At 49.2% G+C, this 16,253-nt stretch carries 12 protein-coding genes and 1 rRNA gene; 12 read left to right on the forward strand and 1 reads right to left on the reverse strand.

All coding sequences use genetic code 11. The annotated features are described in order from the left end of the window. Positions 1–94: 94 nt before the first annotated feature. The 9 genes from gnd (at position 95) to gyrB (ending at position 10,517) form a co-directional block, all read left to right on the forward strand. Positions 95–1,000: a phosphogluconate dehydrogenase (NAD(+)-dependent, decarboxylating) gene (gnd, locus tag BN2762_RS07810; protein ID WP_055106440.1), complete on the forward strand. Its 906-nt coding sequence runs from the start codon at positions 95–97 to the stop codon at positions 998–1,000. Positions 1,001–1,153: 153 nt separating this feature from the next. Further along, positions 1,154–1,831 carry a GntR family transcriptional regulator gene (locus BN2762_RS07815; protein ID WP_055106441.1) on the forward strand — a complete coding sequence of 226 codons (678 nt, stop codon included), beginning with the start codon at positions 1,154–1,156 and terminating at the stop codon, positions 1,829–1,831. 156 nt (positions 1,832–1,987) lie between these two features. Further along, positions 1,988–3,526: a gluconokinase gene (gntK, locus tag BN2762_RS07820; protein WP_230202454.1), complete on the forward strand. Its 1,539-nt coding sequence runs from the start codon at positions 1,988–1,990 to the stop codon at positions 3,524–3,526. A gap of 523 nt (positions 3,527–4,049) precedes the next feature. Then, positions 4,050–5,396 carry a chromosomal replication initiator protein DnaA gene (gene dnaA, locus BN2762_RS07825; RefSeq protein ID WP_055106443.1) on the forward strand — a complete coding sequence of 449 codons (1,347 nt, stop codon included), beginning with the start codon at positions 4,050–4,052 and terminating at the stop codon, positions 5,394–5,396. A gap of 290 nt (positions 5,397–5,686) precedes the next feature. Beyond that, entirely contained in the window at positions 5,687–6,829 is a 1,143-nt protein-coding gene (gene dnaN / locus BN2762_RS07830) for a DNA polymerase III subunit beta (protein ID WP_055106444.1), read from the forward strand. Between the two features lie 64 nt (positions 6,830–6,893). Next, entirely contained in the window at positions 6,894–7,109 is a 216-nt protein-coding gene (gene yaaA, locus BN2762_RS07835) for a S4 domain-containing protein YaaA (protein WP_055106445.1), read from the forward strand. 66 nt (positions 7,110–7,175) lie between these two features. Then, the gene (gene recF / locus BN2762_RS07840) at positions 7,176–8,288 is read left to right on the forward strand and encodes a DNA replication/repair protein RecF (protein ID WP_055106446.1); all 1,113 of its coding nucleotides are present in this window, start codon (positions 7,176–7,178) and stop codon (positions 8,286–8,288) included. A gap of 17 nt (positions 8,289–8,305) precedes the next feature. Then, positions 8,306–8,554 (forward strand): extracellular matrix regulator RemB, encoded by a 249-nt coding sequence (remB, locus tag BN2762_RS07845; protein ID WP_055106447.1) that lies wholly within the window; start codon positions 8,306–8,308, stop codon positions 8,552–8,554. Positions 8,555–8,603: 49 nt separating this feature from the next. Then, entirely contained in the window at positions 8,604–10,517 is a 1,914-nt protein-coding gene (gyrB, locus tag BN2762_RS07850) for a DNA topoisomerase (ATP-hydrolyzing) subunit B (RefSeq protein WP_055106448.1), read from the forward strand. Positions 10,518–10,596: 79 nt separating this feature from the next. Here gyrB and BN2762_RS07855 read toward each other — a convergent pair whose 3' ends face one another. Continuing rightward, positions 10,597–11,376 carry a YheC/YheD family protein gene (locus BN2762_RS07855; RefSeq protein ID WP_055106449.1) on the reverse strand — a complete coding sequence of 260 codons (780 nt, stop codon included), beginning with the start codon at positions 11,374–11,376 and terminating at the stop codon, positions 10,597–10,599. Positions 11,377–11,718: 342 nt separating this feature from the next. Here BN2762_RS07855 and gyrA point away from each other — a divergent pair, with 342 nt between their 5' ends. The 3 genes from gyrA to BN2762_RS07875 all read left to right on the forward strand — a co-directional run. Further along, complete coding sequence (gene gyrA, locus BN2762_RS07860; RefSeq protein WP_055106450.1) at positions 11,719–14,277, forward strand: DNA gyrase subunit A; 2,559 nt, start codon at positions 11,719–11,721, stop codon at positions 14,275–14,277. A 413-nt stretch (positions 14,278–14,690) separates the two neighbouring features. Next, positions 14,691–15,806: an HD-GYP domain-containing protein gene (locus tag BN2762_RS07870; RefSeq protein WP_055106452.1), complete on the forward strand. Its 1,116-nt coding sequence runs from the start codon at positions 14,691–14,693 to the stop codon at positions 15,804–15,806. Between the two features lie 332 nt (positions 15,807–16,138). Continuing rightward, positions 16,139–16,253, forward strand: a 16S ribosomal RNA gene (locus BN2762_RS07875); the annotation flags it as partial.

The following is a 16,253-nucleotide window of genomic DNA, read 5'->3' on the forward strand; positions in this document are numbered from 1 at the left end:
CTAAATTAGGTTTACATCCATACAAATGCAGAAGTATAATCTAGATCATAGTTGTATACAAGTATACCAACCGAGGAAGGGAGCAATTACAACAATGAAACTAGGCATGATCGGTCTTGGCAAAATGGGTTATAATCTGGTGCTAAACCTGCTGCGGCATGAGCATGAAGTCGTAGTCTACGATGTAAACGAGCAGGCGGGCAGCAAAGCAGCGGGCAGCGGAGCAATCCCTGCAGCCAGCTTGGAGGAAATGATCGCTTTCCTGGAAACCCCGCGCATCCTTTGGATCATGGTTCCAGCCGGCGATCCCCTGGAATCCACTATCACTGCATTAACTCCCCTGCTGAATCCGGACGATATTGTCATCGATGGAGGGAACTCTCACTATAAAAACTCCCTCAAGCTGGCCGACAGGCTGTCGCAGCAAGGAGTTCACTTTTTTGACGTAGGCACTTCGGGCGGAGTGGAAGGAGCGCAGTATGGAGCCTGCTTCATGGTCGGCGGCGACGAGGCTATTTTCCGCAAAATTGAACCGATCTTTAAAGACATTGCCGTCGAGAACGGCTATCTGTACGCAGGCAAAGCCGGCAGCGGCCACTTTCTTAAAATGGTGCATAACGGGATCGAATACGGGATGATGCAAGCGATCGCCGAGGGCTTCGAGCTGCTGGACAAAAGCGAGTTCAATTTCGATTACGAAAAGGTTGCCAAAGTCTGGTCGAACGGCTCGGTCATCCGCGGCTGGCTGATGGAGCTTACGGAGCAGGCTTTTTCCAAGGATCCCAAGCTGGATCATATCCGCGGCATCATGCACTCTTCCGGGGAAGGCAAATGGACGGTCGAAACCGCTCTGGACCTGCAGGCAAGCGCCCCGGTTATCGCCCTGTCCCTATTTATGCGTTACCGCTCTCTCGACCAGGACGCCTTCCACGGTAAAGTAGTAGCAGCGCTTCGCAACGAGTTCGGTGGACATGCGGTAGTATCCGCCGGCCAGCAATAGACATACTGCCTGAGCAGTATCATCTTGGCATGGATTCGCCTTATCCCTGCGGCAATTCCCGCTTCATGAAAACCGTGCTATGATGAAAAGGTCCGGCGTTATTCAAACGCTTACTATGGAAATTCTCTCTTTCAAGACAAGGAGTTATGTATCATGAAATATCCAGCTGCCTGGTTAAAAGGAAATTCACTCGGCGAATCCATCGCCAGCCAACTTCGCTTGCAAATTATCCGGGGGCAAATTACAGCCGGTGAAATCTTGTCCGAGAACCGCATCGCCGCCGATTTCGGGACGAGCCGTTCTCCGGTGCGCGAAGCGCTGAGAACGCTATCCGCCGAAGGCCTTATTACCTTGCAGCGGATGGGAGCGGTCGTCGTTGGCCTTCATCTGAAAGATATTCTCGAGCTATACGACGTCCGTTACCTGATCGAAAGCTTCGCCTGGCAGCAGCCGGATCTGACGAAACCGACAGATCTCGTGTCCCAGATGGAGCAGACGATCGACAAAATGGAGCTCGCAGCAAAGCATCAGGATTACGTAGAGTTCACCTCCCAGGATATCCGCTTCCACGAGACGATGATCGAGGCATCGCAGCATGCGAGAATCATGCATTTATGGGCAAGCATCCGCCCCATCGTCCTTACGGTCATGCTGATCACGAATGAGGAAGTGCTCTCCCGCAGCGAGGATCAGGCCAAATACGTGATCAACAAGCATCGCAAGCTGGTAAGCAGCCTGCAGACCCGGGACAAATCCCTTATTCAGTCGGGAATCGAGGAATATTTCGCAGATTCCCGGCGGACCTTACAGGCCAGCCTGCCTCAATCATAATAAACCGATCTTACTTGTTGAGCTTAATGACATTCATCATGGAATCTTTCATTATATAGCCAATTTTTTCGTAGGGGTATTAAAAGATGCAGGTTCCCGGCTTCAAAATCATTAAAAATTAGAGGGTAGGTATTAGTCATGGAACATCCCTTATATATGATTGGTATAGATATAGGAACAACCAGCACCAAAGCCGTTTTATTCGAGCAGAACGGCCGGATTGTGGCTACCGGCAATGAGGGGTACCCCCTCTATACCCCATCCGCTTCGGTCGCGGAGCAGGATCCGGAGGAAATTTTCGCAGCTGTCGTACAATCCGTTAAGCAAATCATGGCGGACAGCCAGGTCCCTCCCGATCAAATCATGTTCGTCTCGTTCAGCTCGGCAATGCACAGCCTGATTCCGGTTGACCGCGAAGGCAACCCGCTCATGCGCTGCTTAACCTGGGCGGACAACCGCAGCCAGCCTTGGTCCGACAAGCTGAAGAACGAGCTTGGCGGCCATGAGATCTATATGCGTACCGGAACACCGATTCACCCGATGTCGCCGCTGACGAAGCTGATGTGGCTTCGTCATGATATGCCGGAAATATTCCAGGCCGCTGATAAATTCATTTCTATTAAAGAGTACGTGTTTAAGAAGCTGTTCGATCAATATATTGTGGATTATTCCATCGCCTCGGCCACAGGAATGCTGGATTTGCGCCGGCTGGACTGGGATGCCGAAGCGCTGGACCTGGCGGGGATTACGCCGGATCGCCTCTCCGCGATCGTGCCTACTACGCATACGATCCAGGGGCTATCGGAGGCCTATGCCCGGGAGATGGGCCTCTCCTCCTCTACCCCGTTCGTTGTCGGCGCAAGCGACGGAGTGTTGTCGAATCTCGGCGTCGATGCGATTGACCCCGGAGTAGTGGCCGTCACCATCGGCACTAGCGGAGCGATTCGCACCGTTGTGGATCAGCCCGTGTTCGATCCGAAGGGGCGGATCTTCTGCTATGCGCTGACAGACAAGCATTGGGTCATTGGCGGTGCTGTCAACAATGGCGGCGTCATTTTCCGCTGGGTACGCGATCAATTCGCAGCCTCGGAAATCGAAACGGCCAATCGGCTGGGCATCAGCCCTTATGATGTCCTTACCAAAATCGCCGAACGGGTCAGACCGGGATCAGATGGACTGCTCTTTCACCCGTTTTTATCCGGGGAGCGGGCTCCGCTGTGGAATCCGAACGTTCGCGGCTCCTTCTTCGGCCTTACGCTACACCATCAGAAGGAGCATATGATCCGCTCTGTATTAGAAGGCGTCATCTACAACTTGTATACCGTTCTGCTCGCCATGGAGGAACAGATCGGACAACCGCGCAAGCTCCAGGCTACCGGCGGCTTCGCCCGCTCTCCATTATGGCGGCAGATGATGGCCGATATTTTTGACCAGAAGGTCGTTATCCCCGAAAGCATCGAAAGCTCCTGCCTGGGAGCTGTAATTCTCGGTCTATATGCTCTCGGTAAAATCGAGTCATTCGACGTCGTTAAGGAAATGATCGGCGGCATGCATGAGCATTCGCCTAATAAAGAGCATGCAGCCGTATATAAGGAGCTGCTTCCTATCTATATCCGAATTTCCCGCAAGCTGGAGGAAGATTACGAGGCCATCGCCTCTTTCCAAAGAAATTTACCTCCACCCCCTTCTAACTAGCAAAACAAAACATCAAAAAGGGAATGAGTCAGACCCCCCGCTCATTCCCTTTTTATTATTTTCCAATAGCTCGCCCCAAGCGAGGAGCAATCGGAGTTATTCACAAACCTCCCCAAGAAATTGATTCCACAAATTCCAACCTTTTATTTAACAACCTGTGCATAATTTTTAGCGATAATTCACTCATTATGTCGAATACTAAACAATTTATAAACAATATGTAGTGGTGTGAATTAAAATTATACACAAGTTATTGAATTTGTGGATAATTTGGTGCGGAACATTGAAATACAAGGCTTATTTTGCTATGATTAGATTGCTTTTGTTGTGAATATCTAGATGTTAACAACATAATTATCAACAACCTGTGGATAACATTGTGAACAATTTTAAATTATCCACGTTTATAATTATTATAGCCTTCTGACCAATGGGGATAATAGTCCCCTTTATTTATGCTTTTTTTCGACTCGTTCTGCATGGCTCAAGCCACAAATGTAAGATTTAAAAGGAGTGACAGTCTGTGGACAGCCATACCTCCGAAATATGGCAGCATATCTTATCAATCATTAATACCAAGCTGAGCAAACCCAGCTTCGACACCTGGTTCAAGGCAACGAAGGTAGTGTCCCTCACCGACGATTCAATCGTCATATCCGCCCCGACTACATTTGCCGTTGAATGGCTGGAGAGCCGGTACACCAAGCTGGTAGCTACAACTGTATATGAATATCTCGACAAGCAGGTCGATGTTTCTTTTGTGATTGAAGAATCGGCTCCGGCTGAGCAGACTCAGAAGCAGAAGGAGACGCCCGCTCCAGTGGCGGTAGAAGAACCGATTTCCCATATGCTGAACCCGAAATATACGTTCGACACCTTTGTCATCGGTTCCGGCAACCGGTTCGCCCATGCCGCCTCGCTAGCTGTTGCCGAAGCGCCCGCGCGGGCTTATAACCCGCTATTCCTATATGGAGGCGTCGGATTGGGCAAGACCCACCTGATGCATGCCATCGGCCATTACATCCTGGAGCATAGCCCCAGCAGCAAGGTGGTTTACATCTCTTCCGAGAAATTCACGAATGAATTCATCAACTCGATCCGAGACAACAGGGCGGAGAGCTTCCGCAACAAATACCGGAATATCGACATCCTGCTTATTGATGACATTCAATTTTTGGCGGGCAAGGAATCTACACAGGAGGAATTCTTCCATACCTTCAACGCTCTGCATGAAGAGCGCAAGCAGATCATTATTTCCAGTGACCGGCCGCCTAAAGAAATTCCTACACTGGAGGAACGGCTGAGATCGCGGTTCGAATGGGGATTGATTACCGATATTCAGCCTCCGGATCTGGAGACGCGGATCGCGATTTTGCGCAAGAAGGCCAAAGCCGAGAATTTGGATATTCCGAACGAAGCGATGATGTATATCGCCAATCAGATCGATACGAACATTAGGGAGCTTGAAGGAGCGTTAATTCGAGTCGTAGCCTACTCTTCCCTGATTAACCAGGACGTGACTACTCATCTGGCCGCTGAAGCATTGAAAGACATCATCCCATCCAGTCGTCCCAAAATGATTACCATTCAAGACATTCAGCAAAAAGTCGGCGAATACTATAATTTGAAAATCGAAGATTTCAAAGCGCGCAAACGAACGAAAGCAATCGCCTTTCCACGGCAAATCGCCATGTATTTATCGCGCGAGCTTACTGATTTCTCATTGCCGAAGATCGGCGATGCCTTTGGCGGGCGAGACCATACAACCGTCATCCATGCCCATGACAAAATATCCCAAGCCTTGAAAACCGACCAGGAATTATACAAAATTGTGAATAACCTGATTGAAAAAATTAAAAATCTATCCTGAATAAGCTTTGAGCCTATGCACATTCTATGCACATGTGGATAGGCTTCATTTCATATAATTAAGGGTGTTATCCACATATTCAATGCCCCTACTACTTCTTCTATTATTTTTATAAAGATATATCATCATATATAAGCGGCTTTAAGCCGCAAGGGACCAAGCACAACTTCGTTCTACCGAGGTACGGTGAAATACTCGCCCGCTTTTTGTCGATATAATTGGAATATATGCCTCAAGAACAACTTTTATGACCTGACTAGCTACATAAAATTTTGTTAGGAGTTGAAATTATGAAAATCCGCATTCTTAAACATGAATTAAACGAATCTATTCAACACGTTTCCAAGGCGATTTCCAGCCGGACAACGATTCCCATATTGACAGGCATCAAACTGGAGGTAAATTTCCAAGGCATGACCTTAACCGCCAGCGATACCGATATTTCAATTCAGGCCTTTATCCCGGCTGAGGATCACGACAAACAAATCGTTCAAATCGAACGTCCAGGCAGCGTCGTTCTGCCGGCTAAGTTTTTCGTGGAAATTATTAAGAAGCTGCCTTCTCAAGAGATCGAAATGGAGGTCAAGGACGGCTTTCAAACCTTAATCCGCTCCGGCTCCACCGATATCCAAATGGTTGGGCTTGATCCAGAGGAATTTCCAGTGCTTCCAAGCATTGAAGAGGATCAAATCATTATGATCCCGGGCGACCTGCTCAAGAATATGATCAAGCAAACAGCATTCTCCATTTCGACCAATGAAACATCGCCGATTCTGACCGGAATACTGTGGAACTTAAGCGACAATCATTTCAAATTCGTTGCTACTGACCGGCATCGCCTAGCCAGCCGCACAGCAGTATTGGCTGATGCCGATGATATTCGCTTCAGCAATATCGTGATTTCCGGTAAAACGCTGAACGAGCTCAGCAAAATCATTCCTGACCAGAACACCATGATCGAAATTGTTGTTGCAGACAATCAAGTACTGTTCAAAATCGACCGGATTTTGTTCTATACCCGTATTTTGGATGGCACATACCCGGATACCTCCAAGATTATCCCGACAACCTATAAAACAGAACTCGTCCTGGATACGAAAAAATTAGCGGATTCCATCGACCGGGCTTATTTGCTCTCCCGTGAAGAGAAAACGAATATTGTCCGCCTGCAAACGATGGAGGACGGAACGATTGAAATCTCCTCCAGCTCGTCGGAGCTCGGAAAGGTAACAGAACAACTCGAGGTCGCTAAGTTCGAAGGGGATCCGCTGCGTATTTCGTTTAACTCGAAATATATGCTTGATGTACTGAAGGTGGTCGAGAGCCAGCAGCTGCATATCGGTTTTACGGGCGCGATGAGTCCAATTATTATTAAACCGCTGGATGACAGCCAAAGCCTGTATCTCATCCTCCCTTACCGCACCACGAACTAATCGGTTTACGCAGCTAGGCATCCATAAATGCCGGGCACGATAAGGAGAAAGGAAGAAGCTATCCATGAAGACAGTCGGAATATCGACCGAATACATTAAGCTGGATCAATTTCTTAAGCTGGCGGATTGTGTGCCTACGGGGGGCATGGCCAAGGCGCTTCTGCAGGAGGAAGCCGTTAAGGTGAATGGCGAACCGGAGGACCGGCGGGGCCGCAAGCTGTATCCTGGAGATACGGTGGACGTAGAAGGATGCGGCGTGTTTCAGGTTGCCAAGCAATAAAGTCCCTTGACTGCATGCCATATTCATTCATATGGGGCAGCGGGAAGGAAGGGGGCTTAGGACCGCATGTATGTGAACCATTTAAGATTGGAGCATTACCGGAACTATAAGACGCTTGAGCTGAAGGACTTCGGCAATGTCAACTTGCTGATCGGCCGCAATGCGCAGGGAAAGACCAATTTGCTGGAATCTCTTTTCGTGCTGGCCTTGACCAAATCGCACCGGACTGCCAAGGACAAGGAGCTGATCGCCTTCGGCAGCGATCATGCGGTCATTGCCGCCGAGGTAGAGAAGAAATACGGCACGCTGAGCCTGGAGCTCCGCTTATCCCAGCAGGGCAAAAGGGCCAAGCTGAACAGTCTGGAGCAGCGGAAGCTCAGCGACTTCATCGGTGCTTTGAACGTCGTCATGTTCGCTCCGGAGGATCTGGAGATCGTCAAGGGAACGCCGGGGATTCGCCGGCGGTTCCTTGATATGGAGATCGGCCAGGTTCAGCCAAGCTACCTGTTCCATCTTCAGCAATACCAGAAGGTGCTAATGCAGAGAAACAATCTGTTGAAGCAGGCTTTCGGGGCCGGACCGGAAATGGGGACAATGCTGGAGATTTGGAATGAGCAGCTTGCGGAGCATGGTGTTAAAATTATCAAAAGAAGGAAACAATTTATAAGAAAGCTGCAAAAATGGGCGGAGCAGATTCACGAAGGCATTACTGGAGGCCTCGAAAAGCTGGAATTATCCTATTTGCCTTCCTTCGGAGAGGCCGAGGAAGAAGATGAAGCTGTCCTAATGGAGCAATTTATGATAAAGTTATCACAAATGAGAGATCAGGAAATACGCCGTGGCATGACGCTTTCTGGGCCGCACCGCGATGATTTGGCGTTCCATATCAACGGGAACGAGGCCCAGGTGTATGGTTCCCAGGGACAGCAGAGAACCACGGCATTGTCGCTAAAATTAGCAGAGATCGAGCTGATTCACGAGGAGATCGGAGAGTATCCGATCCTTCTGCTGGATGATGTGCTGTCTGAGCTTGATCCCTATCGGCAAACTCAATTGATCGAGACTTTTCAGAGTAAAGTGCAGACGTTCATAACGGCAACGGGCGTGGAGACGATCAACGCGAGCCGGCTGCAGGACGCCAGCATTTTTCACGTGCACGAAGGACAAGTCAATTCATAAATGAGCGGAGGAAAGAGATGTACATTCACTTAGGTGGCGAAAAGGTGATCCTCTCTTCTGAGCTGGTAGCCATCTTCGACATTTCGATTGAGAGGTCCTCGAAGATTTCCAAGCAGTTTGTTAGTCACGCGATCAAGGAGAAGAACGTACAGCGCATCGGGGAGGAAGAAGCCAAGTCAATCGTAGTTACGAAATCTATGGTCTATTATTCGCCGATTTCTTCTGCCACGCTCAAGAAGAAAGCAAACATATCCCTCGCTATTTAACTGCCCGCAAACCGGGGATTTGAATCTATAGAAGTAGGTGAAAGAAGGCATGTCGATGAACGAACAATCGTATGACGAGAGTCAGATACAGGTGCTCGAAGGCCTGGAGGCCGTTCGTAAACGGCCCGGTATGTACATTGGTTCAACCAGTTCACGGGGATTGCACCATCTGGTATGGGAAGTCGTGGACAATAGTATTGACGAAGCGCTTGCCGGTTATGCAGATACGATCGATGTAACGATCCATCAGGATAACAGCATCACCGTCACGGACAATGGCCGCGGCATACCTGTGGGGGAGCATCCCAAAATGAAGCGCTCCACGCTGGAGGTTGTCATGACCGTCCTGCATGCTGGCGGGAAATTCGGCGGTGGAGGCTATAAGGTATCCGGCGGTCTGCATGGGGTTGGCGTATCCGTCGTAAATGCCCTATCCTCGAAGATGATCGTTCAGGTGCGCCGGGACGGCCATGTATATATGCAAGAGTATCACCGCGGCGTGCCGCAGTACGATCTCCGCATTGTCGGCGAAGCGGGCGAGCACACCGGCACGAAGACAACGTTCTATCCGGATCCAGAGGTGTTCACGGAAACTACGGTATACGATTATAATATTCTGTTGACCCGAATTCGCGAGCTGGCCTTCTTGAACAAAGGCATCAATCTGTCTTTGACGGATGAGCGGACAGGACAATCCGAGCGGTTCCATTATGAGGGCGGCATTATCGAATACGTGAAATATTTGAACCAGAACAGGGAAGTCCTTCATGAGGAGCCGATTTATGTTGAAGGACAGCGCGATATGATCGTCGTCGAGGTAGCGCTGCAGTACAACGACAGCTATACCGAGAATATTCATTCCTTTGCCAACAATATCAACACGCATGAAGGCGGGACGCATGAATCCGGATTTAAGAGCGCTTTGACCCGGATTATCAATGATTACGCCCGCAAGAACAATATGATTAAGGACAACGATTCCAATTTGACCGGCGACGATGTGCGCGAGGGGCTGACGGCGATCATTTCCGTTAAAATCCCCGAGCCTCAGTTCGAGGGACAGACGAAGACGAAGCTTGGAAACAGCGAGGTTCGAGGGATCGTCGAGTCGTTATTCGCGGAGAAGCTGCAGGAATTCATGGAGGAGAATCCTGCTGTATCCCGCCGGGTTCTGGAGAAGGCGCTCCAGGCCTCCCGGGCGCGGGAGGCTGCCCGTAAAGCCCGGGAGCTGACGCGCCGCAAGAGCGCGCTTGAGGTCAGTGCACTGCCGGGGAAACTTGCGGACTGCTCCTCCAAGGATGCATCGATCAGCGAGCTGTATATCGTCGAAGGGGACTCTGCGGGAGGATCGGCCAAGCAAGGACGGGATCGCCATTTCCAAGCGATCCTGCCGCTTCGCGGTAAAATCCTCAACGTAGAGAAGGCGCGGCTTGACCGTATTCTCGGCAATGCGGAGATCCGGGCGATCATTACGGCGCTCGGGACGGGGATCGGCGAGGAGTTCGATATTTCCAAAGCCCGTTACCACAAAGTGATTATCATGACTGATGCTGACGTGGACGGCGCGCATATCCGCACGCTGCTTCTGACCTTCTTCTTCCGCTACATGCGGAAGCTGATCGAAGCTGGTTACATCTATATCGCACAACCACCGCTCTTCAAGATCGAACGCAACAAGGTCGTGCGTTATGCCGGCTCCGAGCGGGAGCGCGATGAAATCATCGCGGAATTCGGCGAGAATGCCAAATTTAATGTGCAGCGCTATAAAGGTCTTGGCGAGATGAATGCCGAGCAGCTGTGGGAGACGACGATGGATCCCGAGAGCCGCACGATGCAGCAGGTGTCCATCTCCGATGCAATCCAGGCGGATGCGATCTTCGATACGCTCATGGGCGACAACGTTGAGCCGCGGCGCGATTTCATTCACGAGCACGCCAAGTACGTGACGAATTTGGATATTTAATACAAGAAGGTGCTGTCTTATAGCGGACGGCACCTTTTTTTGATAGCATCTGATGCGGCCATTTAGCGGTCATTTATTGCTACTTTGCAGATTTCAGCCTTCCGTAGGCCACCGCGTACCGGCGCACCTTTTTATAAATGCTTTTGTCCTGCAGCCACTTAAAAGGGAAAAGCGCGGGCTTCGTATTGACCTCCAATATCCAGATGCGATACTGTTCGTCAATCGCCAGATCGAGGCCAATTTCTTTAAGGCGGGGATATTTGCGCGACAGCTGCGAGGCAACTTGAACCCCGAGCGTTTTCATTTCTTTGTATAAAGCGGAAAATTGCGAAGGAGACAGATGCGGGCCCAGCAATTCCTCGATCGGCAGAGCTGTCCCTCCGCTATGGTGATTTGTTACGATTTTTTGCGGTGCAGCGACACGGCCGATGAAGGCGGTCGTCTCCCAGGTGTTATGAGGCGTTTTTTGCACCAGGGCCCGGAGATCAAATTTACGCCGCCTGTAGGTTAATAACGTAATGCCCTTTTGAATTAAATATGTCTTGGCGCCAATCTTCTCTTTAATGGATTTATGGAGCTCTTCTACGGTCGGATGGACTTCGCTCTGTGTTCCGAAGTTCAGTTTGAACAAAGGCCCTGCATTCTCGTCGATGTCATCTTTCTCTAGTTCCGCGCACATGACGCCAATGCCATAGGTTCCGCAGTCTGGCTTGATGTACACCATTCCGTATTCGTTTAACATGTCTTGTAGATGAGCAAGGGAATATACCCGGGTGTCAGGAATATACGGCAATATATGCTCTCTCTTGTTCAGGGCTTTGGTTTTTTCCCACTTGCTTGCAATACGCTGAATCGCCAAGTCTCTTTCCTTCCTTTCCTGAGCTGTTGTTGTACATTTTCTTCAAAGATGAAAACATAGGACAGAAGAGATAAAAAATGATATAATTAAGTGATGTAGAAATCTTGATAGTTCGTTTGGCGTGTAAAGAAAATGCCTATATCCGTAGTATATGAGCGGAGGTAATAATGGGAGTGGACACATCCCCATTTTTTAAGGTGCTTTTCGGGAAGATAACCGGGAAATCAAATACGTTTAATTGTGCTTAATTTGTGAAAGTAATATAATAAGCACTAGTGGCTTACCGGTTTTCAAGGTTTTCCCGAACATAGGCATTTGGATAGAATTTGAAGGAGGTCCAGCATGGCGGAAGAAAAATTTTCGCAAATCATAGATCGGGACATTAATGTGGAAATGCGCGAATCCTTTATGGATTATGCGATGAGCATTATTGTCAGCCGTGCTCTGCCAGATGTGAGGGATGGTTTGAAGCCGGTGCATCGCCGTATCTTGTATGCGATGTCCGAGCTTGGGATGTATCCCGATAAGCCATTCAAGAAGTCGGCCAGAATCGTCGGCGAAGTTATTGGTAAGTATCACCCGCACGGGGATTCCGCAGTATACGAGACGATGGTTCGCATGGCTCAGGATTTCTCAATGCGTTATATGCTTGTAGAAGGTCACGGCAACTTCGGTTCTATCGACGGTGACTTTGCTGCGGCAATGCGATATACGGAAGCGCGCTTGTCCAAGATTGCTATGGAGATGCTGCGCGATATCAATAAAGAAACTATTGATTTCATGCCGAACTATGACGGTGAAGAGCATGAACCGGTTGTGCTTCCCGCACGATATCCGAATCTGCTCGTCAACGGCGTATCCGGAATCGCAGTAGGGATGGCTACGAATATTCCGCCGCATAATCTAGGCGAGGTAATCGATGGGGTTCAAGCGATGATCAAGAACCCGGATATTGATTCGCTCGAGCTGATGGAATATATTCAAGGCCCGGATTTTCCGACGGCAGGTTATATTATAGGGCGCTCTGGCATCCGCCAGGCCTATACTACAGGTCGAGGCTCCGTTACCATGAGAGCCAGAACCACGATTGAAGAGAATAATAACAAGGCACGCATCATTGTGGACGAGCTTCCTTATCAGGTGAATAAGGCCAGACTCGTTGAGAAGATCGCCGAGCTTGTCCGCGAGAAGAGGATTGACGGGATTACCGATTTGCGGGACGAATCAGACCGTAACGGAATGCGCGTAGTGATCGAGCTTCGCCGAGACGTTAATCCGAATGTCGTGCTGAACAATTTATATAAGCATACCTCCTTGCAGAGTACCTTCGGCATTAACATGCTTGCGATTGTAAATAATGAGCCGAAGATTCTGACGCTCAAGGAAGTTCTTCAGCATTATTTGCAGCACCAAGTAGAAGTTATTCGCCGCCGGACGGAATTTGAGCTAAGGAAAGCGGAAGCGCGGGCTCATATTCTGGAAGGATTGCGAATTGCTCTCGATCATCTGGATGAGGTCATCGCCCTGATTCGCGGATCGCGAACGACGGAAATTGCCCGTACGGGGTTAATGGAGCGATTTGGGCTTAGCCAGGAGCAAGCGCAAGCAATTCTTGATATGCGTCTGCAGCGCCTGACAGGTTTGGAGCGCGAGAAGATCGAGGAAGAGTATAATGAGCTTCTTCTGAAAATCGCTGAATATCGCGAGATTCTTGCGAACGAGTCGCTCGTTCTGCAGATCATCAGCGACGAGCTTCAAGAAATTCGTGAGCGCTTCGCGGATCCGCGTCGCACGGAAATTACGATCGGTGAAGAGAGCATTCTGGATGAGGACTTGATTCCTCAAGAGGAAGTCGTTATTACGATTACGCACACCGGCTATATCAAGCGCCTGCCATTAACCACCTATCGCAGCCAGAAACGCGGCGGACGGGGGGTCGTGGGCATGGATACGAAGGACAATGACTTCGTAGAACATCTGTTCGTAACGAATACGCATCATTACTTGATGTTCTTTACGGACCGGGGCAAGGCGTATCGCCTGAAGGCTTATGAAATTCCGGAGCTTGGCCGGACCGCGCGCGGGACGCCGATCATCAACCTGATCCAAATCGAACAGGGAGAAACCGTCAATGCGGTTATTCCGGTAGAGAAATTCGATGAGGACAAGTACCTGTTCTTCGCGACGCGCCAAGGGATCGTCAAGAAGACGCCGCTGGAGGATTACATCAATATTCGCAAAGGCGGACTCATCGCCGTGAATTTGCGGGATGATGATACATTAATCGATGTAAGGCTAACAGACGGCGAGCAAGAGGTCATCATGGGTACCGCTCAAGGGATGTCCATCCGTTTCCCGGAAAGCGACGTTCGCTCAATGGGCAGAGCGGCAACCGGGGTAAAAGGGATCACGCTCGATGAGGGCGATAAGCTGATCGGCATGGATGTTATCGTTGCTGACCAGGATATTCTGATCGTGACGACGAAGGGCTACGGCAAGCGTACCCCTGTCTCTGAGTATCGGATTCAGAGCCGCGGCGGTAAAGGGATCAAGACGATCAACGTTACGGAGAAGAACGGTCCGGTCGTCGGCCTGAAGGTAGTCAAGAACGATGAGGACCTAATGATTATTACAAGCAGCGGCACGCTCATTCGTACGAGCATGGAAGGCATATCTACCATGGGGCGTAATACGCAGGGCGTGAAGCTGATCAATATTCGCGAGGATGACGCCGTAGCTACGGTCTGCCGTTCGGATAAGAGCGAAGATCAGGAGCATGAGGATTCAGAGAACGGTGAGAGTTCGGAGGGCATTTTAAGCCAGGAAACGGCTGACGGCGGACATCAAGAAGAGATGGATGGGACCCATGCCGAGGCCGATACGGATTCGTCAGAAGAATAAACGGATAATTTCTAGCAGCACATTAGAAGAAGCGGCACCCGATGGGGCGCCGCTTCTTTTATTATTTTCTGCCTCTGCTTTTTTAACTTTCATGTACACTATAATAGTTTGAAATAGAAGCTTCCCGACCCTATTCTCCGAGCCTCTGTATCTCTTTACAGGTAATGACATAGCGATAGTGTATGCCGATCTGCCCCGTTTAGCTCCTCCTTTTGATAATTTGACTCAGAAGCCTTATTTTGTTACGCATAAAATTAAAATAATTAATATTTTTAGATATCTTTATGAAAAGGAGATTGTTTAGGGCAATACAGCCATACTATAATGACAATAGTACTATTTTTTCAGTAATTCTTATCAAACACATAGGGAGTATATCCTATAAAGTAGAAGAGTTGAGGAGAGATTGTGTTATGAATAAGATCCCTGTGACAGAACTAAAGCCCGGGTTAAAAATTGCAAGCAACGTATACAGTCCCTTGGGCGGTCTATTATTGCAAAAAGGGAAAGTGCTGTTGCCGAGGGATTTGGATATATTGCGCGCTTTTATGATTATAACGGTAGAAATCGAAGAACCTTTCCATCCGGCAAATGAATCTAAGGCTGCCGCTCCTGCGTCATTGACGACCAAATCGGGGAGGGCCGCATCCACAGCCTCCGCTTCTGCAACTGTAGAGGTTTATGATACGGTGAACAGCTCGCTGCACCAGGAGTACGACCGGATGCTTCATTTAACGAAGACAGCATTTCAGTCCGTATTGGCCGCCGAACTGCCGATCTACGAGCTACGACGTCAGTTAGAAGCCCTGATCAGCCAACTGAAGCATTATAAAGTATTGACGTTTACGCCGCGAAATATGAATGAATATGATTACCTGTACCATAATGCCATCCTCTCCTCGATGACATCTTATCTGATCGCCCAGTGGCATGGCCTCCCGCAAAAGGATTGGATGCAGGTCGCTTTTGCCGGTCTGCTGCACGATATCGGGAATACAAAGATCGATCCGCTTATTCTGTATAGCCCGAATTCCCTCTCCGGGAGCGAGGCCGAGGAAATGCGCATGCATACGACATATGGATATCAGCTGCTTCGGAAAACGTCAGCTATCAATGAGGGAGTACGCCTCACTGCGCTGCAGCATCACGAGAAAATGGATGGGACGGGATATCCTTTCCACTTGTCGGGCGATAAAATTCACATATATGCGAGAATCGTAGCGGTAGCGGACATATTCCATGCCATGACCTTGAATCGCAAATATCGTAAAGCCCAATCGCCTTATCTAGTGCTGGAGCAGTTAAAAACCGAGGCATTCGGCAAGCTTGATCCGAGTATCGTACAAACCTTCGTGGAGAAGGTAACCCAGTTCCATAATGGTATGAGAGTGCGCCTCAGCAATGGCAAAACAGGGGAAATTATATTCTCCGACCGCAATCATCCTACTCGGCCTATGGTATCGGTAAATGGCGAAATTATTAACTTGATGCAGAATACTAGCCTGCATATCGAGGAAGTTATTTCCTAGGCTTGCTTTTTAGATAGGAAATAGGATATAGTATACCTTGCTGCAGCGATAGCTGCTGGAGTTGAGCTTTAGAAGCTCGATAATATTTTTTTAAAAAACTCTTGCAATTGTTCGCAGCAAGTGTTATATTATAAGAGTTGCCGCTGAAACAACGGCGACACACGAAAAATGAAGTTGATCTTTGAAAACTGAACAACGAGTGAGCGGGTTTCACGGAAGTGAAATCTAAATAATAGAGTCAGATGCAAATCTGATCTCGTCAGATTCAAAATGAGCTTAATCAGCTTATTCCAACTGGATTGTCATCGCCTTCGGACGACGGACGTCCAACTTTATTGGAGAGTTTGATCCTGGCTCAGGACGAACGCTGGCGGCGTGCCTAATACATGCAAGTCGAGCGGGGTTGTTTTGGAAGCTTGCTTCCGAAGCAACCTAGCGGCGGACGGG

The sequence above is a fragment of the Paenibacillus ihumii genome (genome assembly GCF_001403875.1).
GTDB lineage: Bacteria > Bacillota > Bacilli > Paenibacillales > Paenibacillaceae > Fontibacillus > Fontibacillus ihumii.